Here is a 26036-nt window from a genome sequence, read left to right as displayed (position 1 = left end):
CGCGTCAAGTGTTCGCTTCGCCGGGCTGAAGCCCGCACTTGACCCGCCAAGCCACCCATTCGAGATTTGAAAGAAGCGCTATATTCTTTTATCAGCCAAACGAGACTTGCAAGTGAGCGACGATGAGTCGATTGATAGAGCTGAGGCTAACGGACTCGCTACCCGGGACATTGCATATTGAAGCCGGCGATGTTCTCATCGTGCCGGCGATGGGCGGGCACGTCCTTTCCGGGGCGGACGTGCTCGAGTTTCTGGGCCCATTTCTTCCCGGCGTGATGGGGGAGGACGGACACGTCATCACGCCAGCGGGTCTGCCTAACGGGATCATGTTCGTGGCGCGGCGCGCGGGCCATGCGACGATCGACCTCGTCGCCGGAGACTGGCAGGCCCAACGGTTCTTCATCCTCGAGGTCGTCGTAGCGGCGAGCGGCGCGTGATGGCCGTCGAAGGTGAGTGGCCAGGTGCTGACATGCAGTCCGTCGTCAACCATCAGTTTCTGCACCCATGCCCCACGGTTCATCACGTGGCCGACAGACGCGTCATGCAATGTTCGCCGAAGCCCCTCGGCTAATGTTTCGCGTTGAATGGCAAGCATGTCAAACACCGCCATCAACGGTATCGGCTTGCAATGTGCTCGGGAATATTCTCCGGCGTTACCACGACAACGGATGACGATGGCGATACAGCCGACGCCGGCAACAGTCGATGAAAATGCATGACGTGTTGGCACGCCGACCGCATGTCCTGACGAAGCTCGTGATGCAAGATCGCCTGTATTTTGCCTTCGCGCAGAAGTCCGACGTTATCCCTGTCGAGGTCATGTCCGATAAAGCGAACGGGGGACCGCTGCCTCGCTTCGATTGCCCTGAGAATGGCGATGTTTCCGCCGCCCATCGAGTAGACCGCGTCGATTTTCTTGTGTGCGGTAATGACCTTGAGAACCCGTTCTTCAGTGAGCGAGTCAAGGCCATGACCACCGCTGGCGTCAATCAGCGTGAGCTGCGGTTGACGGGCTCTTAACGCGCGCCGGAAGCTTATTTCACGTTCTTCTTCGCCGCGGAAGCGCTCGTCGCTCATCGTTATCAAAACGTTTCCCGGCTGCGGAGCCAGCCATTGGGTAATGAGATACGCCGCGGTGGCCCCGGCGACGCGATTGTCGAGCCCGGCATAGGCAATGCGCCCAGACGATGGGACGTCCGTGAAGGTCGTGATGACAGGAATGCCGCTTCGTTGCAACTCGCGTATCGCTTCTGCGATTTCGGGAACGTCGCGCGCCTTCAGAAACACGCCATGGCTGCCTCGTCGTCCAATCGATCGAAGCGTATCGAGGACTTCATCCGTCGTCATCGTCTCGCGCAAGTGGAATCGCGGTCGAAAGACGGCAGGGTGCAGCACCGGCAACTCGGCTTCGAGCGCACTCCTTATCTCGTCGGCAAACCGGGCCGGCGCTTCCACGACGACGTCGACAATCAACTTTCGCCCGGTGGTTGCCAGTTGCAGTTCCTGCTTCTCGAGTTCCCTGATAGCCTGCTCAACGCGCTTGCGGGTGTGTTCCCGAACGTGGGCACGATCATTTAGCACCCGGTCGACAGTTGCGACACCGAGCCCCGCCTGAAGTGCTATCTCCTTGATAAGGAAGCGATGAGCCATAGGGCACCTCAAGCTTGATAGATTTTTGATGGATAAATGATACTTCGGACCTGGCGACGATTCCATCCGCCCGATGACGCGAGGCGATCTACCTACAGCGTCATATCCGGCGCCGCCATTACATAATCATGTAATGCGGCCCGCACTTCCGGGGGCCGATCCCGGCGGTATAATTTTTCTCCGGCACGGCCGCGTGAGCGTCGCATCCAGCGACATCATCGTGGGCCGGCTGTCCGAGGTCAGGGGAGGCGCCTCCTGACAACAGAGGGGTTCCATGGAATCCGCAGGTGAACTGGTGTATCTGGTCGACGACGACGAGCGGGTGCGAGAGGCACTCGCTGCGCTGCTGCGTGCAAACGGAAGAACCGTCCACCCGTTCAACTCCGGCAAAGCCTTTCTCGACACGCCGCGTCAAAAAGCCGTTGCGTGTCTGATCCTCGATATGAGAATGCCGGGCTTGAGTGGCCTGGACGTCCAGAAGCTTGTCAGCGCGGACGCTCATATTCCCGTCATTTTCATCACGGGGAGAGGCGATGTGCCATCCACGGTCCTGGCCATGAAGGGCGGCGCGGTTGACTTTCTCACCAAGCCCATCGACGAAGACGCGTTGCTCAACGCGGTCGATGCGGCACTCGCCAAAGCCCATGTTCTTCGCGCGGAGGCGGCAGATACAGCGGCGCTCCACGCGCTCTATCAATCGCTGACACCGCGTGAGCAGGAACTCTTGCCATTACTCGTCAGTGGCTTGCTCAACAAGCAGGCGGCGGCCGTCCTTGGTATCACCGAATACACCGTCCAGGTACATCGAGGCCACATAATGAGAAAAATGCGCGCAGATTCATTCGCCACGCTAGTCAGGCAGGCAAGCAAACTGCAGCTCGAAGCATCGCCGACACGATAGTCCAGAGCCTGGCGCCAGCGCCAGTTCCATGTTGGACCCATGAGCCGGAAAAACAATGTGCGCGTCTGCGGTTCGAACCGTTGCCGTGATTGATGATGACCGTCGCGTCCTGGCGGCTCTGGCTAACCTGCTGGCTTCTGGCGGGTATGGAACGCGGGTTTATGAATCCGCAGTGGATTTCTTCTCCGATGGTTACTCGGGCCTTTTATGCGTTGTCACCGACCTGGGAATGCGGCCCATCGACGGCATTCAGGTACTCGATAGAACGGTTCAGTCGGGCGCCGCCACGCCCGTCATCATTATCACGGGCAAACCGACCGGGCATACGGAAGACTATTATCTGCAGAGAGGCGCATTGGGGTTCTTCCGGAAGCCTGTCGATGGCGACGCGTTGCTAGACTTGCTGGATAGCATCCAGTGATCGCGCCAGAGTTTAAGTAAGCCTTTGGGAAACACAGCTCGCTGCGTGATTCACATCATTCTTTATTACGGCGACACTACATATTCATGTAATGCGCACGGCTTCATTGCCGCGTTATTGTTGCGAATTCGACGCTTTGCCCGGGGGCTGCACGCCTTGAAACAACACGTTCCATTCGCCAAAGACTCACATGCAAAGCGTGCAACCGGGACGGCGGCAATCGCCGCGGTTTTCGTCTCGGGGTGCGCGAATTCGCCATCCCTCAGCGTACTCGGCGCGTACTTTCCGGACTGGCTGTTCTGTCTGATCGCGGGCGTGGTGCTCACGGTCGTCGTCCATCTGATTGTCAAACGCTTGCGGGCCCAGCTTCTGGTGTGGCCTGCGGCGGTGGTGTATCCCACGCTTGTCACTTTTCTTTCACTCGCTGTCTGGTTGATGCTGTTCCAACATTGATCTTCAGGTAATGCAATGGCGACAACTGCCAACCGGACAAAGAAGCGCGCATGGCCGGCCATCATCCTGGTCGTGCTGACGCTGCTATTGGTGGTCTTCGTGATCCGCCAGCTGGAACGCGCGCCGCGCACCGACGACGCCTATGTCTATGCGGATACGATCGACGTCGTACCCGAGGTGAACGGCCGCATCGTCGAATTGCCCGTGCACGACAACCAGGCGGTGAAGCAGGGCGATCTGCTGTTTCGCATCGATCCGCGTCCGTATCAGGATGCGCTGACGCGGGGCAAGGCGTCGCTCGTTGCGCTCGACCGGCAGATCGAATTGACCCAGCGCACGGTCAACGCGCAGCAGTACAACGCGGAGTCGGTGCGCGCGGCCGTCGAGCGCGCACGAGCCGCAGCCGCTCAGGCGTCCGATACGCTACACCGCATGGAGCCGCTGTTGTCACACGGTTATGTGTCGGCGGAAGACGTCGACCGTGCGCGCACCGCTCAACGCGCCACGCAGGCCGAACTCAGCGCCGCGCAACTGCAGGCGCAGCAGGCGGCAGCGGCTGTGAGCGGCGTCGATGCGCTGGTCGCGCAACGCGCCGTTGTCACGGCGGAGATCTCCCTTGCTGAGCTGAATCTCGAGTACGCGACGGTGCGAGCGCCTTTCGACGGACGCATTGTGTCGTTGAAGACGGCGACGGGCCAGTTTGCAACCGCGCTCAAACCTGTCTTCACCTTGATCGATACGCGCCACTGGTACGTGGTCGCGAACTTTCGTGAGACGGAACTCAAGGGCATCAAGACGGGGACGCCCGCGACGGTGTATCTGATGAGCGATACGGACCAGCGCTTTCGGGGCGCCGTCGACTCGATCAGTTATGGCATCGCGTCCGACGAAGCTGGTATCGCCTTGCCGGGCGGATTGCCGCGCATTCAACGCACGCTTAACTGGGTTCATGTGTCGCAGCGGTTTCCGGTCAAGATCCGTGTGGACGATCCGAACCCCGAGCTGTTCCGCGTCGGTACGTCGGCGGTCGCGGTGCTGCACCCGGGCAACGACGGCGAAAGCCATTGAGGAGCGCCCATGGCCGTCGCCGACTACCTGCCCCCGATGCACGTTATGCTGCGCGATGCATGCGATTTCCTGACACGCGAGCTTGCGCCTTTTCCTGGTCGGCTCAACGTGATGTTGCGTTGCATGCTAACCAGCGCAATCGTGATCGTCGCATCGATGGCGCTCGAAGTACCGGAGCTTCCGCTGTCGCTGCTGGTGATGTTTTACGTCACGCAGGCGAACGTGGTGGTCACGCGGCTGGTCGGCATCATGTTCATGGTCGGATCGACGCTCGCCATTGGCCTGTCGATCCTGCTGCTGAAATTCACATTCGACTATCCGTTGCTGCGCATCGTCGTCGCGAGTGTGGTGTTTTTCAGCAGCGTGTATTTGCTGCGCGTTCTGAAGATCGGCGTGGTGTTTTTCATCGTCGCCGTCGTCGTGATCTATGTACAGAGCTTCGTCGACCAGACGGATCAGGCCGACCTGCTGATTCGCGCGGTGTTGTGGGTATGGGTCGCCGTCAACTATCCGATCGCGCTGGCGCTCGTGGTCAATACGCTGCTGTTGCCCGCCGAACCGCAATTGCAGCTCAACGCGGAAATCCATCGGCAGCTTGCGGCGCTGGATATGCGCCTGACGCAGCTGATCGACAACACCCCGAACGTCACGCCGATCACGTTGGCCGCCGTGCAGCAAGGCGCGCTGACGTTGCAAAAGCTGTTGCGGTTCACGATGATGCGAGACGCGCGTTATCGTGAGCATCAGGCGGCGCAGCTTGCGTGCATCGCGACCGTGTCGCGTCTCTATCGCGGCGCGAGCGAGATGCCAGATACGTGGCCGGCGCCTTCGCCAGCGCGGCGTGCGATGTTGTCCGAGTTACGCGCGAACGTCCGGGCACTCGACGAAGCGGTGATGTCGGGCGAACCGTATCGTCACGTGAGCACCGCGACACCCGAAGAACACCATGCAGCCGACACGATTCCCGCCGCAGGCGAGTTGCAGCGCGCGCTGCATGCGTACGCCGATCTCGCCGCGCGCGGCGCGGAGACCGGCAAGCCGGCGGCAGCCGAGCCGATGGTGGCGCCCGACGCATGGGCCAATCCCGCGTACCTGCGCTTTTCGTTGAAGACGCTGCTCGCCGTGCTGGCCTGCTACGTGTTCTACAACGCGGTCGACTGGCAGGGCATACACACGATCATGCTGACCTGCGTGATCGTCGCGCTGCCGAGCCTCGGCGCATCGACGCAGCGTGCGCTACTGCGGCTGACCGGGGCGGCCATTGGCAGTGCGCTGGCGCTCTTCATGGTGGTATTCGTCATTCCCCATCTCGACGATATTGTCGGCCTGCTGTTGATCACGCTGCCCGTCGCCGCGCTCGGGGCGTGGATATCGGCGGGCTCGGAGCGGATCGGCTACGCCGGCATCCAGGTGATATTCACGTTCTCGCTCGCCGTTCTCGGGCAGTTCGGCCCGACCACGAACCTGACTGAAATCCGCGACCGCATGGTGGGTATTCTGCTGGGCGTCGGTGTGGCGACCTTTGTGCAGATGTCGTTCTGGCGGGAAGGCGAGGGCGACGCGTTGCGGCAGAGACTCGCAACCATGTTGCGCGCGATCGCCGCACAGTTGCGCACGCCCAGCGACGACGCGGGGGACGAGTTGCCGTACACGCAGCGCCAGTTGAAGGCATGGGCGGTATTGGCCGATTGCGAGGCGACGCTCGCGCGTGTCGCACTCGAGCCCAGCTGGCAGGAAGCCGAACATGCGCAATGGACATTGCGCGCGCAAACCGTGCTCGCGCAGACACGCGAGATCATGCTCGCGGGCGATGCGTTGCGCAGTACGCTGGTCGCGCAAGCGGGAGCGTCGAACGCGCAAACGGTCGATGCCGTGCGCTCGACGCAAGAACAGGCGCGCGCCGAACTCAACCGGTACGCGGACGAGCTTGCGGCCAGCCCGCCCGACGCCCGCGCGCCGCGACGCAGCGAGATCGCTGCACAAGCTGTCGAAGCAGCCGACAGGCCGCTCATCGCCGCAGCGGACGAACTGTCGCGGCAAGTCGCGGGGTTGCCGGACTGGCGCGACGAGGTACAGGACGGGGCGTCGGTTGCGGCGCCCTCATCACAGCCCATATGAACATGAATCAGCGATCGGTTTTGCGTGATGGGCGGTGGCGTCGACGTGTGTTATGCGTGGCGTGGCTATCGTCCGCGCTGTCGGGGTGCGCGCTGATCCATCATGACAGTGCGCCCTATACGGAGATTGCCCCGGATCAGATCAATCTCGCGAACGACATCCATCTCGCGCGCGATGGCTGGCCCGCCGCGCGCTGGTGGACACGCTATGGCGATGCGCAACTCGACGCGCTGATCGATCAGGCGCTCGCCAACGCCCCGACGATGGTGATTGCGCGCACGCGCGTCGCGCAGGCCAGATCGGATGTCGAGCTGGTCAGCGCGGGGACGGGCTTACAGGTGGTCGCGCTGGCGTCGCTGGATCGCGAGCACGTTTCCGCAAACGGCTTTCTTGGCCCGTTCGCAGAGAATGAACCGGCTTTAGGGCTGACGGGGCCGTGGTACACCGAGGGCGTTGTCGGGCTGGGTGCGAGCCTGAATGTCGACCTCTGGGGCAAGCAGCGCGCACAGGTCGCCGCATCGCTCGGCGTGAGCAATGCACGGCTCGCCGAGACGTCCGCGGTCGAACTCGAAATCTCGGCGGATGTCGCGCAGCTTTACTACGGCATTCAAACGACTTATCAGCTCATCGATCTGCTAAACGAATTGCATGAGACCGCAGAGTTCGCAGTGCAGGCACACGAAGCACGCGCCGCGCGCGGCCTCGAAGCGCGCACCCTGCTCGAAGAAGCGCGAGCGCAGCAACTGGCCGTCGAGCGGCAGATCGTGTCGGCGCAAGCGCAGATCAAGCAGTTTCGCGAATCGATGCGGGCGCTGGTCGGCGCGGGCCCCGATGGCCTGCCCGCCATCGAGCCCGTCGCGCTGCCGCGCTCGCAGGCCGCGTTGCCGCCGGCGCTCTCGTATGAACTGCTGGCCCGGCGCCCCGATCTGCAGGCGATGCGCTGGTATGTCGAATCGTCGTTCGACCAGATCGATGCGGCAAAGGCGGCGTTCTATCCGAGCTTCGACATCAAGGCGTTCTTCGGCTTCAATGCCTTGCACCTCGCCGACCTTTTCACGCATGCGAGCCAGCAGATCAATCTGATTCCGGGCCTAACTCTGCCGATCTTCGACGGCGGCCGGCTCAACGCGAACCTTGGCGGCGCGCGCGAGGGGAGCAACCTGTTGATCGAGCAGTACAACCAGGCCGTTCTGAACGCAGTGCGCGATGTCGCGCAGACGGGCAGCCGCCTGCAGGCGCTTGATGCCCAGACGGAGCTGCAGAAGCGGCGGATCGAATCGATTGCGTTCACGAGGGACAGCGTCGAAGCGCATTATCAACGCGGACTGACGAGCCGGCTCGCGGCGCTTCAGGCACGCCAGCCGGTGATCGCCGAACAGGTTGCGCTGCTGGAGCTTCGGGGGCAGACGCTCAGTCAGGAGATCGCCTTGACCAAGGCACTCGGCGGCGGCTATCGCGCTGCGGCGCCCGTCGAACTGAAGCCGCGTTGAGCGGCGCCGCGCGCCGCTGCACTTCAGAGCACAAAACGGCTATCTTGCAGACCGCATCAACTGGGCATGCGCGACGAGCATTGGAATCACATAAGCCGGCTGAACCGGTCGCAACAGACGGTAGCCGCGCCCAGGCACAGATACAAGCAACCTGCGATATTCGCCCATCATTTTGCGGATCATGCAGATGTGCACACGAAGATTGTTTTCGGCGACCACCGTGTGCGGCCAGACCTGGTCTGCGAGCGTTTCCTTTGTCACCAGCGCGCCGTTTGCTTCGATAAGCACGAGCAATACATCCATCGCTCTGCAACCAAGTTCGACAAGAACACCGTCGACGAACACTTCTCTACGGTCCGGGAACACAGTCAGGTTTTCGATGCGAATCATGGTGTTGCATATCCGATTGATTGAGACTTGTGCGGCCCGTTGACGGCCGCACGTGCTCGGGAAAACAGGCTCATGCGTTCGCGTGCCCGCGCGGCCCCGTCTCGCGCATGAATATCGCAAGCACGATGGCGAGCACTATCGCTTCCATACTCGCAAACGATTCGCCCGGTGCGAAGCGTAAGGCTGCAGATGATAGGCGGCAGCCCGAAGGACGGCTATTACATGAATCTGGAATCAGCCGGGCCTGGAGAGCAAGGGAGCGGAAGGCGATCGCGTAGGGATTAGCGTGGCCGCAGGCCAGCTCGTTGAGCCGCTACCTGAATGCCGTAGACAGTGGAGCCCGTTGTCACTCCCGTCATCAACACGCCGAGCAAACCCAGTAAAACCGCGATGATCCGACCAAGCGTGGTGGTCGGCACGACGTCGCCGTAGCCGATGGTCAGCGCAGTGACCGCGCAAAAATAAAGCGTCTCGCCCAGCGATGACTGCGCGCGCGTAGCCATATTGACGGCCCCGCCACCGTAGTACATTGCGATCGACAAAACGAAGAAAAGCACGACCATGATGGCCAGAATACTGCGCAGGTGCCAGAGAACCTTTGCGACTTCGACAACTGCATCGTGCGGTGAGAGGCGGACGTGAAGATCGTCCTTGATGTCATTGCTCATGTTTCTTGAAACTGTCAGGTTAATTTAAGCTCTCTTCGAGAGAGCGCCGGAAAAAGCCACTGCTTTTTGCGCGAAGTACGTTGGAGTTCGCGAGAGAGCAGACGCTGGAAAGCCGTCATCCACTATTTAAACGGCGGCAGCGTAACAATAAAGATTGCGCCGAAGTCGGGGTTATTGCTGGCTGAAATTTCGCCGCTGTGAGCCTCGACGATCGAGCGGCAGCTTGAAAGACCCAGGCCTATGGCCCGCTCTCTCGTGGTAACGAAGGGTTCGAATATCGAGCATATCTCTTCACAGGCGATTCCGGGCCCGTTGTCCGCCACCGAGAACGCCACCGCACCGGCTTCAGTGGCCCATGTCGAAATGACAATTTGAGCAGGTCTGTCTTCTATCGCGGCCATTGCCTGTAGTGCGTTCTGCGTCAGGTTGATGAAGACCTGCTGAAGCCTCGTAGCGTTCGCCAAGGTATCTGGAAGTGACGGCGAGAGGCGGAGTTCGAGCGTTCCACCGCAGCGGGCCATCTGACGCCTGATGAATGGGGCGAGTTCCTGGACGACGTCGTTCATTGCCGTCGGCGTGAGTGGTGGCGGCAAGCGCTGGCAGCGTTCGTGAATCCGTACCATGATGGCGGACGCACGCCAGCCGTCGCTTGTCATCCGCTCGATGCAACCCTGGACTTCGCTCTTTGGCGGGTGGTCCTGATGCAGCCAGCGCAGCCCCGCGTTGCCATTCAATACGATTGCCGACAACGGCTGAGCAATCTCATGCGTAATCGAGGCGCTCAGCTCTTCAAGCGTGCTGAGATGCATTTCTTCGATGAGAAATGCCCGGATGTCGACGCTGTCGGTCGGACCTCGCTCGTGTCCGCCCGTCATGGGGCTATTGCGTGAACCGGGCGCGGCGTTCGCCGATTTCATTTCCATGACGATCGCGTTGAGTTTGCGCAGGCGATGTATAAGCAGCGTGAGCGCAAGCGACGACGGCAGGAACCCGGCAACGGCGAGGATCGTGTGCGTGCTGATTCGTGTGGATGCGTCTAGTGGTGCAAGAAGCAGCACGGCAAAGCATACATTTGCAGCCAGCACGAACACGTCCGACGATACATTTTTCGCGAAAGCCGAGAATAAACCAACTGCCGCGAGAAAGGTGACGACGACGAATGCCTCGCCAGGCTGACAGAGCCAGTTCAAATACGAGATCGCGGCCAGTATCTCCGCGCCCGCAAACCAGTCCACTGCCGCCGACGCTATGGCTAACATAGATGAAGTTTGTCTTTTAGTGCTGCCGTTCCAATGGAGGCAAGGCCCTCAGGCGACCTCCTGCCGGCGCACATCACTGTCAACAATTGTGTCAACTCGCAGCGCCTGGAATCGATGTTAGTTCGCAGGAAGTTGGCCCGCCATTACATGAAACTGGAGTCGCTTCGAATCTTCGCACGAGACTTGGCGCTGGCGTAGAACCTACTGTGTTCCAACAAGACCGAGGTCCAGCGCACGAGCCGCGGACGATCGATCAGATCCGCCGGCAGTCGCGGCGGGACGACCTTCGTCGAGAGGAAAACGTGCGGCCCGTTCGCGGGCGCTTCAACAGTCACACGCATTTTGCAATCACACGCATGGTTATCGGGGCACGCTTGTCGCCATCCCCCGTCGATTGCGCGCATCTCCCCAATAAGGGGGATGGCGGGCCGCGTTGCGCCGGGAGACCATGGATGCACCGGATGCGGATCGAAGCGCTCCCTGTGCGGGCAGCGCACCTTTCGATCTCCGCCGGGCGGCTCACTGAGGCTTCGCCGGGAACGGCCCGTTTCGCGCCACATGACACGCCGCATTGAATCGCATCGCAGAGTATCAGGCGGGAACCGTTCGGTGCGCAGCCGTAGAAGCCGCTGCGCCGACGCTGCTTGTTAGTCGAAATCGTGCGCCCGTTACCGACAGATAAATTGCCGTGCTAGCCAAAGTACCCAAAATCAGCAACCCCTTGCGAGAAAAAACCGTTTCCCTCGCTGCCGATCTGACCGATGTCGTCGAGCGCACGCTCGCGACACTGACGCCGCTCGACGGATACCGGTTGCTGCCGCCAGCAGCCAAAGAGGATGTTCACGAATCCGTCGCGCTGTCAGCCAAAGTATGGTTCGAGACGCTGTTGTCGGGCGAACCTCCTTCCGCGCAGCACATGAACGTGTTTCGGGAAATCAGCCAGAGACGTGAGCCTCAACGCGTGCCACTGCAGAGCCTGCTTCAGGCGTTGCGCCTCGGATTGCGGGAAATCTGGAGCACCTACGTCGCGCTGGGAGAACTGGACGAGCATATTGGCAAAGAACTTCTGGTCGACGTCTCGCTGTATCTCTTCGATTACTTCGATCTCGTCGCGCAGATCATCGTCCACGCTTATCTGGCCGAGCAATATCGGCAGCCGGGGTGGACGGAACTGGCCGTCGCAATCGAGGAGGGCGCGCGCCGATCCGAAAACGTGCGGCACCATCTCATCGCGCTGCTCGGACAGTTGTCGGACGAGCCGCATCTGTTGTCGAGGCTAGAGCCCGGCCGGGCGCGAGAGCAACGCAGCGCTGAAGCGGCCGGTGCGCAAGTGATGAAGTTCTTTGGTATCGATGTCGATATCGATGACAGCGCAGAGGTCGCGAAGGCCTTGCGCGACGCGCAGGAGAAGCTTGCGCAGGCGTCACGGCTCGCGGCTGTCGCCGAACTATCCGCCTCCATTGCTCATGAACTCAACCAGCCCCTTCAGGCCGTCGTGGCGCATGGGCGTGCATGCTTGCGGTGGCTTGCTGCCACACCGCCGAGGATCGAGGAAGCGAGACTTTCGGCCGAGCACGTTGTCCGCGACGCGAATGCCGCAGCTGACGTGGTAAGCCGCATCCGGGCGCTCTTCAGGCATGCAGCCCCGCAAAAGGTGGAGCTCGACATCAACAAGCTGATCCTTCAGGTATGCACGCTGATGGCCGACGATATCCAGCGCAACGCGATTTCGCTCGAGACGATACTGTACGAAGACGTGCCGAAGATCAGCGCCGACGCGGTTCAGATTCAGCAGGTGCTCATGAACCTCGTGCGCAACGCAATCGAAGCGTTAGCGGCAACGGAGGAACGGCCGAAGCTGCTGGTAGTCCGCTCGCGTCGCGATGCGGATAGTGTGGTGATCGACGTGGAGGATCGCGGCACAGGGCAGGTGGACTTCGAGAGGATCTTCGAGCCGTTCTTCACCACCAAGAAAACAGGGATGGGGATGGGCCTGGCGATCTGCCGGTCTATTGTCGAAGCACACGCTGGCCGGATCTGGGCCGTGCGCAATGTGTCCCGCGGCGTGACGTTCGGCTTCACCCTCCCGATAGAGCGTTCGAACGCAACAGCACGTTGACAATGGCTGCCGATATTGCGCGCCTTCGCATCAGACGAGCAAGGTGAACCGCATGGCCGCGTCCTTTGCGGCTTCGACGCGTGCGCGTTATATGCGATTGTCCAGGCAGACTTCGAAGAAACGCGGGACACTGTGGGTCGTTTTACTGCGGGCCTGGACAATCTGCCGGGCGAGAAACTGATCCCCCACGCGATTTGTTCCGATGAATCTCCCTTCGCTGCGCGACTGGATTTTTTCGCTAAAGACCTTTCTTGCAGGGATGCTCGCGCTTTATATCGCGTTCTGGTTCGACCTGCCGAGGCCGTACTGGGCGCTGGCATCCGTCTATATCGTGTCGAACCCGTTCGTCGGCGCCACAAGGTCGAAGGCGCTGTATCGCGTGATCGGCACCGTGCTTGGCGCGCTCGCTTCCGTCGCCCTCGTGCCGCCTTTCGCGGAGACGCCTTATCTGTTGAGCGCTTTGATAGCGTTATGGACGGGCGTGTTCGTCTACATTTCGATCTCGACGCGTGCGGCCCGCAGCTACGTTTTCCTGCTCGCCAGTTATTCGCTGTCTGTCATTGCGTTACCGGCGCTATCGAACCCACTGAGCATCTTCGATGTGGCCGTGGCGCGAACTGAAGAGATCACGCTTGGCATTGTTTGCGCGAGCATCGTCGGCAGCGTTTTGTTTCCGAGCCGGCTAGCGCCGACGCTGATCGAGCGAACCGACTCATGGTTCCGCGACGCGACGCTTTACGCGAAAGAGTCGCTGGCGGGCCGGGCCGTGGGAGCGCTCGTTTCGGGAAGCCGCCAGAAGATGGCGACGAGTGTGCGCGGCTTCGAATTTCTGTTGAGCCAGTTGGCCTACGACCACGTCAGCCCAGCGATTCTCGCTCGCAGCGAGGAACTGCAAGGCCGGATGCAACTGATATTGCCTATCACCTCGGCTCTCGCCGACATACTCGCGGCCGCGCAAAAATCGGAGCCCAGCGTTCCTGTTGGCCTGAACGAACTACTGCGCGATACCTGCCGCTGGATGGACGCGTCGCTTGGCGAAGACCCAGAGCACGGGGCGCCGCTATTGCGGATGCGTATCGCGCAACTCGACCCGGCCCGCAACGAATTGACGACCTGGCAGGCGGCACTGTTATCCAGCGCGCTGTCGCGCTTGCGGCAAGTGGTGGATCTGTGGGCCGATTGCCGGAGCTTGCGCGACATGATCGTTCACGAAAAAGCGAGCTGGCGACCGCGCTTTCGTCATTGGCGGGTCGGCACGCGTCACGCTTTTCTCGACCGTGGTCTTGCCTTGTTCTCCGCCGGTTCGGCCGCGCTGGTCATCTTCGTCTCGTCGAGCATCTGGATTGCTTCGGGCTGGCAGGACGGTGCCGCGGCCGTGTCGCTGGGCGCTATCGGTGTCTGCTTTTTCGCCGCGCTCGACGAGCCCGTGCCCATGATGATTACTTTTCTGAAGTGCGCGACGATGGGTGTCGTCATTTCAGCGTTCTATCTGTTTGTCGTGTTGCCGAGTGGCCAGGACTTCGGCGTGCTGGTCATCTTCTTCTCATTCCTGTTTGTACCGCTCGGCTTGTTGATGCCACGTCCGAAATGGGCGTTGATATCGACGCTCGTAGCGTTGACGACCGCAACTTTTCTTGGCATCGACAGCGCCTATGACGCCAACATCCTGAACTTCCTGAATGCCAATCTCGCGGGGCTGGCCGGTGTGATGTTCGCTTCGGTGATGACGGGCGTCATCCGCCCGTTCGGAACGGATGCGGCGACGGCGCGACTCACCCGGTCCAGCTGGCGGGACGTCGTTCTCAGCGCGTCCACGTTATCGATCGGTCAGCAGCGCGATCTGAACGCGCGCATGCTCGACCGGCTCGTGCAGCTTATTCCGCGCGTGGCGCCGAGCGACGACGACAAGCACCCGTCGACGGAAAGCCTGCGCGACATGCGCGTTGCGCTCAACACACTCGACCTGCGCAGACTTTCGGGCAAGTTTTCCGGGGAGTTGCCGGTCGTGTTGAATCGCGTGCTCGACGATGTGCGGTCGTACTATGAGCGATGCCTCGAATCGGGCGATCGGCAACGCCTACCACCGACGCTTGTAGTTGACGTCGATGCCGCCATCGAGCGGATCCTCGCAGACTTCGCGGCCGATCCCGGTGCGCCTGGCTACAAGCTGCGCAAAGGCGCGCTGCACGCGCTCGTTGGGCTCAGGTTGTCGCTGTTTCCAGCTACGAAACCTGGCGGCAGCGCGTCCTGACCCGAGTGCCCGATGGCCGCAACGGGTTGCGATCAACCTGCCGCAAACAGGTCGTTGAACTCGTTGACCCACGCGTGCTCGCCGGGTCCCGGATTGGCGCGCATCGACACGGCAGGACCCACGAGAATTTCGTTGGCATCGGTGCCCAGTTGCTCGATTGCGCCTTCGATGAACGTATCGAGCGGCATCGCACGTTCTTCTTCGGTGCTGTTCAGCAACTCCGTGCGAACCCACGGCGGCGCGATTTCAATGAACGAGACCTTGCTGTCCCGAAGCAGATAGCGCTGCGACAGCGTGTACGAATGCAATGCGGCCTTGGTCGCGCTGTACACCGCCGCGATTGCAAGCGGCACGAAGCCCAATACCGACGTCACGTTCGCGACGACCGCGTCGTCGCGCGTCTTCAGATGCTCGATCAGCGCGGACGTCATGCGGATCGGCCCAAGCAGATTCGTATCGACGGTCGCGCGCATCAGGTCGTCGTCGACGGGACCTTGCGCGCCATCGGGATACATGACGCCGGCGTTGTTGATCAGCACGTTGAGGTCGGGATAGTCGGCAATCAGCCTGGCGGCAACGGCCTGAACGTCCGCGGGATTGTTGATGTCGAGCGACACCGCGCGCATGCCGGGATTCGCATCGATGGTTGCCTGCAGACGCTCGGCGCGCCTGCCCGAAATGATCACCTCGTTGCCGCGCTTGTGCAGCGCCTCGGCCAGTCCGCGGCCGATGCCCGAGCCGCCGCCTGTGATGAAGATGGTGTTGCCTGTGAGTTTCATGTTCGACTCGCTGTGAAGTGAGGGTTGCTGTTAACGCGGAAAGCTGTTGGCGAACATCGGCAGGCCGCTCTTCGATTCGGATTGACTGGCTTCGTCCTGCAACACGTCCCAGTGCTCGGCCAGCACGCCGTTTTCTATGCGCAGGATGTCGGCAGCGATCCATGCGACGGGACGTCCGTTGCCGGAAAAGCGGCCATGAACGATCACGTAGTCGCCGTCCGCGACGATCACGCCGGGTTCGTATCGCAACGTCGGCGGCAGTGTTCTGATCAGGTTGAACAGACCATCGCGGCCCGGCTCGATATGCGCGCTGTGCTGGATGTAATCCGGCGACCAGAACCGTTCGGCGGCCGCATAGTCGCGCTGGTTGAAAAGCGTGTCGAATGCTTCGAGCACGAGGGCCTTGTTGGCTGCTTCGGTGGTGTGGGTCATGAATATTTCCTGTCCAGTTTGAAGGATTCACCGAAAACACAATGGTGATTGACATTGAGTTTGGGTGATTTGTCGGTCGAAGTCAATGGTGGTCACCATTGTATTTTTCGAAGGGCGTTATAATTGGGTCGACAACGGCGTGGAGCATCGAGCGATGGGAGTCTCAAAACAGAAGGCGGTGGAGAACCGCAAGGCCATCATTGCGGCCTCGGAGAAACTGTTCCGCGAGCATGGGATCGACGGCGTGGGCCTGAGCGCGCTGATGAAGGCCGCGGGTTTTACGCAGGGCGGGTTCTACAACCACTTCGAATCGAAAGAGGCTCTCGCGGCCGAAGTCGTGGCGAGCGCGATGGACAAGGCCAACCGCGACCTGAAGGAAGCGATCGCGGCGCCCATCACGCGTGGCGGCAACCGGTTGAAGCGGCAGGTGGACTTCTACCTGTCAGGCACGCATTGCGACGACATTGAACAGGGCTGTGCGGTCGCCGGGCTGACTGCGGACGTTCGCCGGCTCGGCACTGAGGCGCAATCGAATTTTGCAAGCGGCCTCGAAACGATGATCGAAACGTTGACGGCGCTCGTCGCCGAACAGCGCGACGAAAGCGTGGACGCGGACGAAGCGCGCCGGGAGGCGATTGCGTTCTACAGCGAGATGGTGGGCGCGCTCATTCTGTCGCGGGCGGTCGGCGGGGCGGACCCCCGGCTCGGCGAGGAAATATTGAAGGCGAGCCGGCAGACCTTGCTCAGGAATTTCGCGCTGGAAGGCGGCCAGGGCAAACGCTGACGCACGCGGCGCAGGCGCAGTAATAGTGCTGAAAGGCCTTCCGGCGTACTATCGCTGCATGCGACACGTCCAGGCGGGAGCCGCGATGAACGAGAGTTCGGTGAGAGGATACCGTCAGGACGAATGGAGCGAACGGCTTCTGCTCGCGATGAAGACGAGTCTGTCGGTGGCCCACGAACTCGGGTTGTCACCTGACGCCGTCCTCGACTGTGCCGCCAGGCATCTGCAGTTCGATGATTTCACGTCTTTTGCATCCGCGATTCAGGGCGCCTCCCGGGTGCACGATTACTGCGGGCGGCGCGAGAACATCCCCACAGCCGCGGTCGCCTACATCAAGCATCTCGCGTCGCGCGTCGAGAGCGACAGGAATGTGCTCGCGGGCACGCCGACGATGTGCTCATCCAATCTCCAGATCCATGTCGAAGCGCCCGCCCAGGCATACGATAAAGTCGGTGCCGCCGTCCAGGCATTGAAAGATGATGTGCAGCGCGCGTTCTCGCAGCGTGGCGTATTGACGGGCGCGGACATGGAAGACGCATCGGCATTTGCAAGAGCGCTCGCGGCGCTCATGCCCGTCGACGACAATGAGAAGGCATACGAGCGCGCGTTGTCGGCCGTGTTGCATGTGCGATTCGCTGTGCAGTACCAACCCGTCCATCGCAATGCGGATGACGCGGGGCGTCGTCAAGACATGGACGGACACGGGGAGTCTGCAAACCTGGCGCCTGCGCCTGGCGGATGGATGCAGCGCGTCAAGGATGTCGTGCACCATCCGGCCAGGCTGTACAAATAGGCAATCGGGCGCCCGCTGAAGCCGCACAGTCAAGCAGTCCAACAGACCGCGGCAAACCGGTTGCTCCCGCACGTATAGCGAGATTTCTCCATGGACTACGTTGAAAGCCTGCGCGTTTTCCGGTCAGTGGTCGAATTGAAAAGCTTCGCGCGGGCAGCCGACATGCACGGCATGGCCCGGCCGGCGGTGTCGCGGGCCATCTCGGCGCTGGAGGAGCGCGTGGGGTGCCGACTACTGCACCGGACAACGCGCCAGGTATCGCTCACCGAGGCAGCCGAGCGATTCTATGAAGGCTGCGTGCGCATTCTCGATGATCTGGATGCACTCGAAGCGGACGTCGGCAATCAGACAAAAGAGGCGGGCGGCGTGCTGCGCCTCGTCGCCCACACGACCGCGACGATGGAGCGCCTCGTTCCACTGATTGCCGAATTCAAACGCGCACACCCGAAAGTCACGCTGGACCTCACGCTGACCGAACGCCCCGTCGACCTCGTGGCCGACGGCTACGATCTTGGCATCGTCGTGCCTTATATGTTGACGAGCGAGACGGCCGTGGTGCGGTTGCTCGAGCGCATTCCATTCATCATCGTCGCGACACCGCAGTATTTGCAGCGGACGTCTACGCCGAAGCACCCGTCGGAACTGGCCAAGCATCTCTTCGTGGCCATGTCGCCGTCGCTTCGACGACCGAGCGTCGGCTTTCGGATCGATAATGAGGAACTGACGATTCCCCTTCGTTTCGACGTGTCATCGAACAGTCCGGCGTTCAACCGGGAAATGGTGCTGCAGGGTTTCGGCATTGGAATCGTGCCCGTCTCGCTCATCGAGAACGAACTGGCGTCCGGGACGCTCGTTCGTCTGCTCGCCGATTTTGAGCTCACCGACATTGGCATCGAGATCCGCCTGGCGTACAGCAACCGGACACTCCTGCCCGCCAAGGTGCGCGCGTTCATCGATCACGCGACGGATTTTTTCGAGCGTACGGCGCCGCGCTGACGGTTGCGCCGGTACGCGTCCCGCCACGTCCGCATCGATTGATGCATCTGGAAACAACAGTTTGATGGTGTGACAGGCATCGATTCCCACACGTCGTTTGGCTATTCTGTGCGCATGCACTTTCAAGTGCTTTTCGTGAAGTCGAGCGTTATCAGAACAGGTGCCAGATGCACGTATTCATGTCTTACGTATTGGTCGCAATCGGTGTGGGCGTTTATTTCACACCTTCGATGATCGCCCGTCGCAGGCTGAAGCAGGAAGCGGCCCGCGTTCTGCTCCTCAATCTCATCCTTGGATGGACCATAGCGGGATGGATCGGCGCGCTCAGCTGGGCGACGAAATCATTCGGCACCGATTTACGCAGCGCTGAAAACGCTGCACGGTTGAAATGCCGATCGATTGAGGCGGAGCGCGACTGAAGCGAGCCTGCCAGCGAACCGGCAGATGAATGTTGAATACTAAGGATACCGAATATAAATAGAACACGGTGTCACAGACTATCCCGTAGAAATGAACCCGATCTCATCCGAAACCGATGATTGCTTTGCCGTACGGCAGGCAGCGCGGCATATCTCGAAGCTGTACGAACGCCATCTCTGCAAGGTCGGCATTACGCCGACGCAGTTCAGCATCCTGAGCATGCTGAATCGCCATCCGAAATCAACAATGATTCAACTGGCCGACGCGCTCGTGACGGACCGGACGACGCTCGTACGTATCCTCAAGCCGCTGCTGCGCGATGGCCTTGTGGTGGCGCCCGCCGAGGAGCGGGTCAAACGACGTTTTCGGCTCACGCTCACCGAAAAGGGCCACGAAAGATTCGAACAGGCGACTGTTCATTGGCGTGCTGCTCAGGCGAATTTCGAAGTCGTGTTTGGCCAGCAGCAGGCCGTGCATCTGAGGAACGAACTGTTCCGCGTCACGCGCGACGTGCCCAACGCCTGATAACGACAAGGCAACAAACTGATGCATTCCCGCGCATTGATGAGCGTCTCAACGAACTCTAGCATGTGCATATACACTTTTTAACGGATGCCAAAGCATGATCACGCAATTGAACATGAGGACATTGGAAAGCAGATCGAATGGAGAGCGACGCGGGTTGTTGGCCGGCAAATCGGCTGCGTTGCTCGCTGCGGTAGTCGCGGCATTCAGTCTGGCGGGATGCGTCAACTACGCCGGCATCAAGAGCGACAAGAAAATCGAGTCTCCTTCGACCTATGAGACGAAGCAGAGCTTGCCGGACGAGGGCGGCCAATGGCCCGCACTCGATTGGGCGCAACAGTTCGGCGATCCGCAATTGCCGAAACTGATCGACGAAGCGCTGAAGGACAACCCGACTATCGATCAGGCGCGCGCCCGCATCGAGAAAGCGACGTCCTATGTCGGCAGCGCGAAGTCCTTGCTCTATCCCAACGTAAGCGGCAGCTATTCGTGGACCCGGGAACACTTCTCGGCCAACGCGATCGTGCCGCCACCCTATGCGGGCTCGACGCAAAGCGAAAACAATCTGCTGGTCAGCGCGTCGTGGGACCTCGACCTGTGGGGCAAGAATCGCGAGCGGCTTCGTCAGGCCGTCTCTCAGGAAAAGGTGGCTCAGGCGGAAGCCGAAGAGGTCCGCGTGACGCTTGCTGCGTCGGTCGCAAGCACCTACAACCGCCTCGCGCTCCTTTACGCGTTGCGCGATGTCGAGAGCCGCGAAGTGCGCAATCGCGAAGACATCGGGCGGATCACGGATGGACGCGTCGGCGCAGGCCTCGACACGAACGTCGAAAAGCAGACTGCATACGGCGAGACGGCAACCAGCCGCTCGAGCGTCAGCGATCTCGACGGGCAGATCACAACGGTGCGCTACCAGCTGGGCGCGTTGCTGGGGCAGGGGCCGGACCGTGGACTGAAGATCGCCAATCCTTCATTCGGCGCGAGCCGCGTGGTCGCGTTGCCGGACAACCTTCCGGCCGACCTCATCTCGCGACGGCCCGATATCGTGGCTGCTTACTGGCAGGTCGCTGCGGCCATGCACGACGTGAAGGAAGCGAAGGCCGAGTTCTACCCGGACGTCAATCTTTCGCTGTCGGCGGGTCTCGACGCATTTGGGTGGGGACGTTTCCTCACCGCATCGAGTCGTCAGATGCAGGCGGGACCGGCAATCCATTTGCCGATTTTCGATGCCGGGGCGCTGCGATCACAACTGAAGGAGCGCTATGCGGACTTCGACTACGAGGTGGCGAATTACAACCACACATTGATCAACGCGCTGTCGGATGTTGCCACGCAGGTTTCGCAGATCCAGTCGACCGATCGGCAACTGGTCGACTCGCAGCAGGCGCTGGACGCACAGACCAAGGCGTATCAACTGGCGCTGGTTCGCTACCGATCCGGACTGAGCCAGCAATTGCAGGTGTTGAACGCGGACGACAACCGTCTCGCAGCCGAAAAGTCCGTCATCAACCTGCAGATGGCGCGCCGCGATCAGCAGATCGGCCTGATCAAGGCGATGGGCGGGGGCTTCGACGCAACGCAAGCCGGCCTCGCGTCGAACACCGACACGCCGATTCCAACACCTTCGAACAAGACAACCGACTAACCCATTCGAGCCGCCGCCATCGAAAGATGGACGGCGTCGATCGAGCCTTGCTGTAGTTCAACGATGAATGCACCTCAATCCCAACCCCAACCCCAACACGTAAGCGAGCCGCCGAAGGAAGCCGGGAAGCGCAAGCTGCTGCTGGCGTTGCTCGCCGCTACGCTGGCTGCATCCGGCGCAGCGTACGGAGCCTACTACTACACGGTCGCGCGCTTTCACGTCGAAACGGACGATGCGTACGTGAACGGCAACGTCGTTCAGATCACCCCTCAGATTGGAGGCACCGTGATCGGTGTCAACGCGGACAACACGCAGGTCGTGAAGGAGGGCGAGCCTGTCGTGCAGATCGATCCTGCCGATGCGCGCATTGCCCTGCAACAGGCTGAAGCGAACCTTGGCCAGACCGTTCGACGCGTGCATGGCCTCTACGTCAACGACGACAAATACCGCGCGGACATCGCGCAGCGGCAATCGGATCTGACCAAAGCACAGGACGATCTGCGTCGCCGGCTTTCTACGGGTATGACGGGCGCCGTGTCGGAAGAAGACATTTCGCACGCACGCGACGCGGTCAAGTCGGCGCAGGCCACGCTCGACGCCGCGAAGCAGCAACTCGGCGCCAACCGCGCGCTGACGGCCAACACGTCGATCGAAGCACACCCCGACGTGCAGGCCAGCGCCGCCCATGTACGGGATGCGTACCTCGCTTATGCACGCACCACGTTGCCGGCGCCCGTCACGGGCTACGTCGCGCAGCGCAGCGTCCAGGTCGGGCAGCGCGTTTCCACCGGGACGCCGCTGATGTCGGTGGTTCCGCTCAATCAGGTCTGGGTCGATGCGAACTTCAAGGAATGGCAGCTTCGGCACATTCGTGTTGGCCAACCCGTCGAGCTGACGGCCGACGTCTATGGCTCGTCGGTCGTCTATCACGGCAAGGTCGCCGGCTTCACGCCGGGTACGGGGTCGGCGCTGGCGCTGTTGCCTGCGCAGAACGCGACGGGCAACTGGATCAAGGTCGTGCAACGGCTGCCCGTGCGGATCGAAATTCCTCTCGGGGAACTGAAGAAAAATCCGCTGCGCGTGGGCCTGTCGATGAACGTCAACGTCGACGTGAAGGATACCAACGCGGCATCGCTGACGGCCGTCGATCCCCGTTCGACCTACAAGACCGACGTGTTCGCGAAGTACGGCGACGAGGCGAACGACGCGATCGCACACATCATCGCCGCGAACGAGTGACACGCCCGCACCGCGCCCGGGCATGCGATGCACGCGCTGCCCCTTTCTCCGTATTCACGAAGGCCAGCAACACCTTGTCTGGATCACTATGACGACCAATCAAACGAATCATCCCCCGCTGACGGGAGCCAAGCTTGCCTTAGGCTCGTTCGTCGTTGGCCTGGCAGGTTTCATGACCGTGCTCGACTCGTCGATCGCGAATGTCGCGATACCCACCATTTCCGGCAATCTCGGTGTCTCCGTCGATGAGGGCACGTGGGTCATCACCGTTTTTGCCGCGGCGAATTCGGTAGCGATACCGTTGACCGGCTGGCTGACGCAACGCCTTGGACAGGTGCGGCTCTTCGTGGGATCGATCCTGCTGTTCGTGGTCGCGTCGTGGCTGTGCGGCATTGCGCCTTCGTTGCCCGTGCTGCTCTTCGCCCGGATACTGCAAGGCGCTGTGGCAGGCCCGTTGATTCCGATGTCGCAGGCGCTGCTGCTGAGTTCGTGGCCCAAGAACAAGTCATCATTGGCGCTCTCGCTGTTCTCGATGATCGTCGTGACGGGACCCATCGTGGGACCGGCGCTCGGCGGCTGGGTCACCGACAGCTATAGCTGGTCGTGGATCTTCTACCTCAACATCCCCGTGGGGCTGTTCGCGGCGGCGATGGTCTGGACGCTGTACCGGCATCGCGATACGCCGTCAAAGAAAATCCCGGTGGACAAGGTGGGACTGCTGCTGCTGGTCGTCTGGGTGGCGGCGTTGCAGGTGATGCTCGATAAAGGCAAGGATCTCGACTGGTTCTCGTCGAATACGATCATCATCCTGACGATTGTCGCGGCCGTCGGGCTTGCGCTTTTTATCGTGTGGGAATTGACGGACAAGAATCCGATTGTCGACCTCACGCTCTTCAAGCAGCGCAACTTCCTTGGCGGCACGGTTTCCATTGCCGTCGCCTATGGGATCTTCTTTGGGACGCTTGTTTTGCTGCCGCAGTGGATGCAGGAGTACCTCGGCTACCGGGCAGTCGATGCGGGGCTCGCGACCGCGCCGCTGGGCATTTTTGCGGTGATCGGCGCGCCGATCATGGGCAAGCTCCTGCCGCGTTCCGACGCGCGCATCATCGGCACGTTTGCGTTCATCGGCTTCGCAATCGTCTACTACATGCGCTCGTTCTTCTACACGGATCTCAGCGAGGGATACATCATCCTGCCTACGCTGCTGCAAGGCATTCCGATGGCGCTGTTCTTTGCACCGCTGACGGTCATCATCCTCTCTGGCCAACCGCCCGAGAAGGTTCCCGCCGCAGCCGGGCTGTCCACTTTCGGGCGCATGTTCTTCGGCGGGATCGGCACGTCGGTGGCGAACGTGATCTGGAATAACCGCACGATTTTTCACCATGAAATCCTGACGCAGCAGTCGAGTCCGACCAACCCGATCTTCAACCAGCAACTCGATACATACCATTCGCTGTTCGGTCTCGGTAAACAGGCATCGTTTGCGCTGTTCGACCATACCGTGCAAACGCAGGCGGCAATGATGGGATTGAACGACGTGTTCTACGGGGCCGCCATCGTCATGATCGTCATCATTCCGCTGATCTGGATCACGAAACCAGGCAAGTCCGGAGGCGCCAGCGACGCAGCGGCAGGGGCGCACTGAAGCATGCGCGTCGCGCGCGTTGATGTGTCGTGCAGGCTCTCCGTCAATTGTAAATTTTCTGGCAGTTGCCACGATATTTTCCGGGCAACGTATAGGTATGGCGCCGGGCGCTGAGCGCAGCGGGTCAGATCGTACGTAATCGTCGTCTGATCCGTTGCTATGTTTTGCTGTACGACATAATCATAATGGTTGGAGACGAGGCATGATGAAGGTCAGGAGAATGCTGTCCAAAACCGCTCGGAGAAGCGGAATAGTGGCGGGAGTGATATCGACAGCGACACTGTATTCAGTTCCATCGAATGCGCAATCCATGGTGACGTTTTACGGTGTTGTCGATACGGGCGTCCGCTACACGACTCACGCGGACCCGCAGGGCAATTCAGCCGTTCGACTCGCTAACGGCGGCGCGACAGAGAGTGCGTTCGGATTCAAAGGAACGGAAGATCTCGGCGGCGGCAACAAGGCGGTGTTCGAACTCGAAGATCGCTTTTTTCCGAACAGCGGGGTGATCGATCCCGCTTATCCGTTCTTCAATACGGCGTTCGTCGGCTTGCAATCCAGCACCTATGGCAAGCTGACGATGGGGCGGCAGATCAATCCCCTTTCCGACGCGGTGTTGAGCGCCTTCATCACCAATCCGTGGTTGCCGACCTTCTATCAGTTTCGTCCGGAAGTCATGATGGCGCAGGGCGTCTGGACCAGCAACATGGTCAAGTACGCGGCGCGCTGGCAATACCTGACGGCCGAAGTATCGTATGCGTTCGGCGGCAATGCGGGCGCGTTCGGCTCGGGCAGTCAGATCGGTGCATCGCTGATTTTTCTGCCTGGCGCGCCGTTACGCCTGGCTGCCGGATACCTCGATTCGCGCGATGCCGTGAACACATCGGCGCACTTGAAGTCGTGGACGGCGGGCGGTTCATATGCATTCGGCGGCACCACGGTGATGGCCGGCTGGGCCGTGAACCGGCAGGATGCGAACTTTGTCGGCAACTTTCCGAATGGTCCGTTCAGCGTGCCGGAATTGACCGCGCTCAAGTTCAACACGTTCGCCGCGCGCAAGATGTTCTTCGGCGGCATTACGCAGCTGGTAGGCGATTCCACGCATCTTTCGGCCAACGTGTGGCGCACGATCCAGACGGGGAAAACCCAGTCCGCCGACGGCAACACGACGCAGTTTCAGTTGGTCGCGGATTACAACTTGTCCAAACGCACGGATACGTATGTGGAAGCTGATTACTCGCTGTATCGCGGCGGCATGGTTGGTGCGCAATTCCAGGGCATCAGTGCGTTGAGTTCGGCATACGGTACGACGCAACTGGGCGTCATGGTCGGGTTGCGGCATACGTTCTAGGCCGCGTGAACCCGGGCGGGAGCGATCAATGGCATTCCTGAAAGGAGCACAGCATCTCCTTCGAACAGATTTCGATCCGGCCATACCGGAGGACGATCGCTCCTTGCTCCGCCATTGCCTTGAGTTCCAGCGAGAGCGTCTGGCGCGTGATGCCGAGCATCATCGCAAGCGTGTCGTGGGAGACCGCGACCTCCGGGCGGCTCTGCGACAGCATGGTCACGTCGCCCGCAGCGAGCAGCAGCAGCCGGCGGGCAATGCGGGCACGCGTCGAATGCAAGGTCGCGTCTTCGACCATGCGATAAAGCCAGTTCATGTGGATGAGCTGCAACTCCGCAACCGCGCGGAAGAAGGCCTGGTTCTGCATCAACTCGTCGAACGCCTGGGCCTTGACGACGAACAGGCTCGATCGCTCGATCGCGACGACATCGCGCAGGCGCGGCTGCCGGCTGGTCATGGAAGTCTGTCCAAACCAGTTGCCCGCCTCGATCACGGCAAGGATCGCTTCCTTGCCGTCTTCGCGCAGCGTGCAGGCCTTCAGCTTGCCGCACTTGAGCCCGAAGAAACCATTGGGCGCGTCGCCGCGCCGGAACAGGTATTCACCGGCGTGCAACGTAACCGGTTCGCAATGGCGCATGAGCGCCT

General features: G+C 61.0%; 25 protein-coding genes. 18 read left to right on the top strand and 7 right to left on the bottom strand.

Annotated features, from left to right (window positions below; translation table 11 throughout):
• Positions 1–122: 122 nt before the first annotated feature.
• A complete protein-coding gene (locus SB822_RS11535) occupies positions 123–437 on the top strand; it encodes a hypothetical protein (RefSeq protein ID WP_007577439.1) in 315 nt (104 codons plus the stop codon).
• A 172-nt stretch (positions 438–609) separates the two neighbouring features.
• Here the strand turns inward: SB822_RS11535 and SB822_RS11530 are convergent, their stop codons facing one another.
• Entirely contained in the window at positions 610–1650 is a 1041-nt protein-coding gene (locus SB822_RS11530; RefSeq protein WP_079502502.1) for a LacI family DNA-binding transcriptional regulator, read from the bottom strand.
• 274 nt (positions 1651–1924) lie between these two features.
• Here SB822_RS11530 and SB822_RS11525 point away from each other — a divergent pair, with 274 nt between their 5' ends.
• From SB822_RS11525 to SB822_RS11500, 6 genes are all read left to right on the top strand, one after another.
• A complete protein-coding gene (locus SB822_RS11525) occupies positions 1925–2551 on the top strand; it encodes a response regulator transcription factor (RefSeq protein ID WP_007577435.1) in 627 nt (208 codons plus the stop codon).
• A gap of 85 nt (positions 2552–2636) precedes the next feature.
• Positions 2637–2972, top strand: coding sequence for a response regulator (locus SB822_RS11520; RefSeq protein WP_236674283.1), 336 nt, complete (start codon positions 2637–2639; stop codon positions 2970–2972).
• Between the two features lie 45 nt (positions 2973–3017).
• Entirely contained in the window at positions 3018–3425 is a 408-nt protein-coding gene (locus SB822_RS11515) for a YtcA family lipoprotein (RefSeq protein ID WP_410854703.1), read from the top strand.
• A 15-nt stretch (positions 3426–3440) separates the two neighbouring features.
• Positions 3441–4493, top strand: a complete 1053-nt coding sequence (gene mdtN, locus SB822_RS11510; RefSeq protein ID WP_410854702.1) for a multidrug transporter subunit MdtN — start codon at positions 3441–3443, stop codon at positions 4491–4493.
• A 9-nt stretch (positions 4494–4502) separates the two neighbouring features.
• Complete coding sequence (locus SB822_RS11505) at positions 4503–6611, top strand: FUSC family protein (protein WP_410854701.1); 2109 nt, start codon at positions 4503–4505, stop codon at positions 6609–6611.
• Positions 6608–8101, top strand: coding sequence for an MdtP family multidrug efflux transporter outer membrane subunit (locus SB822_RS11500; RefSeq protein ID WP_410854700.1), 1494 nt, complete (start codon positions 6608–6610; stop codon positions 8099–8101). Before SB822_RS11505 ends, SB822_RS11500 begins: the two co-directional genes overlap by 4 nt.
• Positions 8102–8140: 39 nt before the next feature.
• On the opposite strand, the gene SB822_RS11495 is transcribed toward SB822_RS11500, so the two are convergent.
• From SB822_RS11495 to SB822_RS11485, 3 genes are all read right to left on the bottom strand, one after another.
• On the bottom strand, positions 8141–8491 hold the full coding sequence (locus SB822_RS11495; protein ID WP_410854699.1) for a winged helix-turn-helix domain-containing protein: 351 nt from the start codon (positions 8489–8491) through the stop codon (positions 8141–8143).
• A gap of 281 nt (positions 8492–8772) precedes the next feature.
• Positions 8773–9159 carry a potassium channel family protein gene (locus tag SB822_RS11490; RefSeq protein WP_007577424.1) on the bottom strand — a complete coding sequence of 129 codons (387 nt, stop codon included), beginning with the start codon at positions 9157–9159 and terminating at the stop codon, positions 8773–8775.
• A 122-nt stretch (positions 9160–9281) separates the two neighbouring features.
• Complete coding sequence (locus SB822_RS11485; protein WP_410854698.1) at positions 9282–10394, bottom strand: sensor histidine kinase; 1113 nt, start codon at positions 10392–10394, stop codon at positions 9282–9284.
• A 745-nt stretch (positions 10395–11139) separates the two neighbouring features.
• On the opposite strand from SB822_RS11485, the gene SB822_RS11480 reads away from it, so the two are divergent.
• Together SB822_RS11480 and SB822_RS11475 are read left to right on the top strand one after the other, a co-directional pair.
• Positions 11140–12537 (top strand): sensor histidine kinase, encoded by a 1398-nt coding sequence (locus tag SB822_RS11480; protein ID WP_007577421.1) that lies wholly within the window; start codon positions 11140–11142, stop codon positions 12535–12537.
• A 202-nt stretch (positions 12538–12739) separates the two neighbouring features.
• Positions 12740–14788 (top strand): FUSC family protein, encoded by a 2049-nt coding sequence (locus tag SB822_RS11475; RefSeq protein ID WP_410854697.1) that lies wholly within the window; start codon positions 12740–12742, stop codon positions 14786–14788.
• A gap of 32 nt (positions 14789–14820) precedes the next feature.
• Here SB822_RS11475 and SB822_RS11470 read toward each other — a convergent pair whose 3' ends face one another.
• A complete protein-coding gene (locus SB822_RS11470) occupies positions 14821–15567 on the bottom strand; it encodes an SDR family oxidoreductase (RefSeq protein ID WP_410854696.1) in 747 nt (248 codons plus the stop codon).
• A 30-nt stretch (positions 15568–15597) separates the two neighbouring features.
• Positions 15598–15999, bottom strand: a complete 402-nt coding sequence (locus tag SB822_RS11465; protein WP_410854695.1) for a nuclear transport factor 2 family protein — start codon at positions 15997–15999, stop codon at positions 15598–15600.
• A gap of 154 nt (positions 16000–16153) precedes the next feature.
• Between SB822_RS11465 and SB822_RS11460 the strand changes: the two genes are divergently transcribed.
• From SB822_RS11460 to SB822_RS11420, 9 genes are all read left to right on the top strand, one after another.
• The gene (locus tag SB822_RS11460) at positions 16154–16783 is read left to right on the top strand and encodes a TetR/AcrR family transcriptional regulator (protein WP_410854694.1); all 630 of its coding nucleotides are present in this window, start codon (positions 16154–16156) and stop codon (positions 16781–16783) included.
• An 85-nt stretch (positions 16784–16868) separates the two neighbouring features.
• Positions 16869–17576 carry a hypothetical protein gene (locus SB822_RS11455; protein ID WP_039899782.1) on the top strand — a complete coding sequence of 236 codons (708 nt, stop codon included), beginning with the start codon at positions 16869–16871 and terminating at the stop codon, positions 17574–17576.
• A 90-nt stretch (positions 17577–17666) separates the two neighbouring features.
• Entirely contained in the window at positions 17667–18572 is a 906-nt protein-coding gene (locus SB822_RS11450; RefSeq protein WP_114223506.1) for a LysR family transcriptional regulator, read from the top strand.
• A 179-nt stretch (positions 18573–18751) separates the two neighbouring features.
• A complete protein-coding gene (locus SB822_RS11445; protein ID WP_410854693.1) occupies positions 18752–18991 on the top strand; it encodes a superinfection immunity protein in 240 nt (79 codons plus the stop codon).
• 91 nt (positions 18992–19082) lie between these two features.
• Positions 19083–19517 (top strand): MarR family winged helix-turn-helix transcriptional regulator, encoded by a 435-nt coding sequence (locus tag SB822_RS11440; protein WP_079494095.1) that lies wholly within the window; start codon positions 19083–19085, stop codon positions 19515–19517.
• Between the two features lie 115 nt (positions 19518–19632).
• Entirely contained in the window at positions 19633–21159 is a 1527-nt protein-coding gene (locus tag SB822_RS11435; protein WP_410854709.1) for an efflux transporter outer membrane subunit, read from the top strand.
• A gap of 63 nt (positions 21160–21222) precedes the next feature.
• The gene (locus SB822_RS11430) at positions 21223–22398 is read left to right on the top strand and encodes an HlyD family efflux transporter periplasmic adaptor subunit (RefSeq protein WP_410854692.1); all 1176 of its coding nucleotides are present in this window, start codon (positions 21223–21225) and stop codon (positions 22396–22398) included.
• Between the two features lie 88 nt (positions 22399–22486).
• Positions 22487–24043: a DHA2 family efflux MFS transporter permease subunit gene (locus tag SB822_RS11425; protein ID WP_007577406.1), complete on the top strand. Its 1557-nt coding sequence runs from the start codon at positions 22487–22489 to the stop codon at positions 24041–24043.
• Positions 24044–24245: 202 nt separating this feature from the next.
• The gene (locus tag SB822_RS11420; RefSeq protein ID WP_079494086.1) at positions 24246–25394 is read left to right on the top strand and encodes a porin; all 1149 of its coding nucleotides are present in this window, start codon (positions 24246–24248) and stop codon (positions 25392–25394) included.
• A 25-nt stretch (positions 25395–25419) separates the two neighbouring features.
• On the opposite strand, the gene SB822_RS11415 is transcribed toward SB822_RS11420, so the two are convergent.
• Positions 25420–26028, bottom strand: coding sequence for a Crp/Fnr family transcriptional regulator (locus SB822_RS11415; RefSeq protein ID WP_410854691.1), 609 nt, complete (start codon positions 26026–26028; stop codon positions 25420–25422).
• Positions 26029–26036 lie beyond the last annotated feature (8 nt).

The sequence above is a fragment of the Paraburkholderia sp. SIMBA_054 genome (assembly GCF_046534875.1).
Classification (GTDB): Bacteria; Pseudomonadota; Gammaproteobacteria; order Burkholderiales; family Burkholderiaceae; genus Paraburkholderia; species Paraburkholderia hospita.
This window is presented reverse-complemented; position numbering and strand designations above follow the sequence as displayed.

Excerpts from the sequence above, each read along its gene's own strand:
- SB822_RS11535 (WP_007577439.1), top strand. The coding sequence starts at position 123 with ATGAGTCGATTGATAGAGCTGAGGCTAACGGACTCGCTACCCGGGACA.
- SB822_RS11530 (WP_079502502.1), bottom strand. The coding sequence starts at position 1,650 with ATGGCTCATCGCTTCCTTATCAAGGAGATAGCACTTCAGGCGGGGCTC.
- SB822_RS11525 (WP_007577435.1), top strand. The coding sequence starts at position 1,925 with ATGGAATCCGCAGGTGAACTGGTGTATCTGGTCGACGACGACGAGCGG.
- mdtN (WP_410854702.1), top strand. The coding sequence starts at position 3,441 with ATGGCGACAACTGCCAACCGGACAAAGAAGCGCGCATGGCCGGCCATC.
- SB822_RS11505 (WP_410854701.1), top strand. The coding sequence starts at position 4,503 with ATGGCCGTCGCCGACTACCTGCCCCCGATGCACGTTATGCTGCGCGAT.
- SB822_RS11500 (WP_410854700.1), top strand. The coding sequence starts at position 6,608 with ATGAACATGAATCAGCGATCGGTTTTGCGTGATGGGCGGTGGCGTCGA.
- SB822_RS11495 (WP_410854699.1), bottom strand. The coding sequence starts at position 8,491 with ATGATTCGCATCGAAAACCTGACTGTGTTCCCGGACCGTAGAGAAGTG.
- SB822_RS11490 (WP_007577424.1), bottom strand. The coding sequence starts at position 9,159 with ATGAGCAATGACATCAAGGACGATCTTCACGTCCGCCTCTCACCGCAC.
- SB822_RS11475 (WP_410854697.1), top strand. The coding sequence starts at position 12,740 with ATGAATCTCCCTTCGCTGCGCGACTGGATTTTTTCGCTAAAGACCTTT.
- SB822_RS11470 (WP_410854696.1), bottom strand. The coding sequence starts at position 15,567 with ATGAAACTCACAGGCAACACCATCTTCATCACAGGCGGCGGCTCGGGC.
- SB822_RS11465 (WP_410854695.1), bottom strand. The coding sequence starts at position 15,999 with ATGACCCACACCACCGAAGCAGCCAACAAGGCCCTCGTGCTCGAAGCA.
- SB822_RS11460 (WP_410854694.1), top strand. The coding sequence starts at position 16,154 with ATGGGAGTCTCAAAACAGAAGGCGGTGGAGAACCGCAAGGCCATCATT.
- SB822_RS11455 (WP_039899782.1), top strand. The coding sequence starts at position 16,869 with ATGAACGAGAGTTCGGTGAGAGGATACCGTCAGGACGAATGGAGCGAA.
- SB822_RS11450 (WP_114223506.1), top strand. The coding sequence starts at position 17,667 with ATGGACTACGTTGAAAGCCTGCGCGTTTTCCGGTCAGTGGTCGAATTG.
- SB822_RS11445 (WP_410854693.1), top strand. The coding sequence starts at position 18,752 with ATGTCTTACGTATTGGTCGCAATCGGTGTGGGCGTTTATTTCACACCT.
- SB822_RS11440 (WP_079494095.1), top strand. The coding sequence starts at position 19,083 with ATGAACCCGATCTCATCCGAAACCGATGATTGCTTTGCCGTACGGCAG.
- SB822_RS11435 (WP_410854709.1), top strand. The coding sequence starts at position 19,633 with ATGAGGACATTGGAAAGCAGATCGAATGGAGAGCGACGCGGGTTGTTG.
- SB822_RS11430 (WP_410854692.1), top strand. The coding sequence starts at position 21,223 with ATGAATGCACCTCAATCCCAACCCCAACCCCAACACGTAAGCGAGCCG.
- SB822_RS11425 (WP_007577406.1), top strand. The coding sequence starts at position 22,487 with ATGACGACCAATCAAACGAATCATCCCCCGCTGACGGGAGCCAAGCTT.
- SB822_RS11420 (WP_079494086.1), top strand. The coding sequence starts at position 24,246 with ATGATGAAGGTCAGGAGAATGCTGTCCAAAACCGCTCGGAGAAGCGGA.
- SB822_RS11415 (WP_410854691.1), bottom strand. The coding sequence starts at position 26,028 with ATGCGCCATTGCGAACCGGTTACGTTGCACGCCGGTGAATACCTGTTC.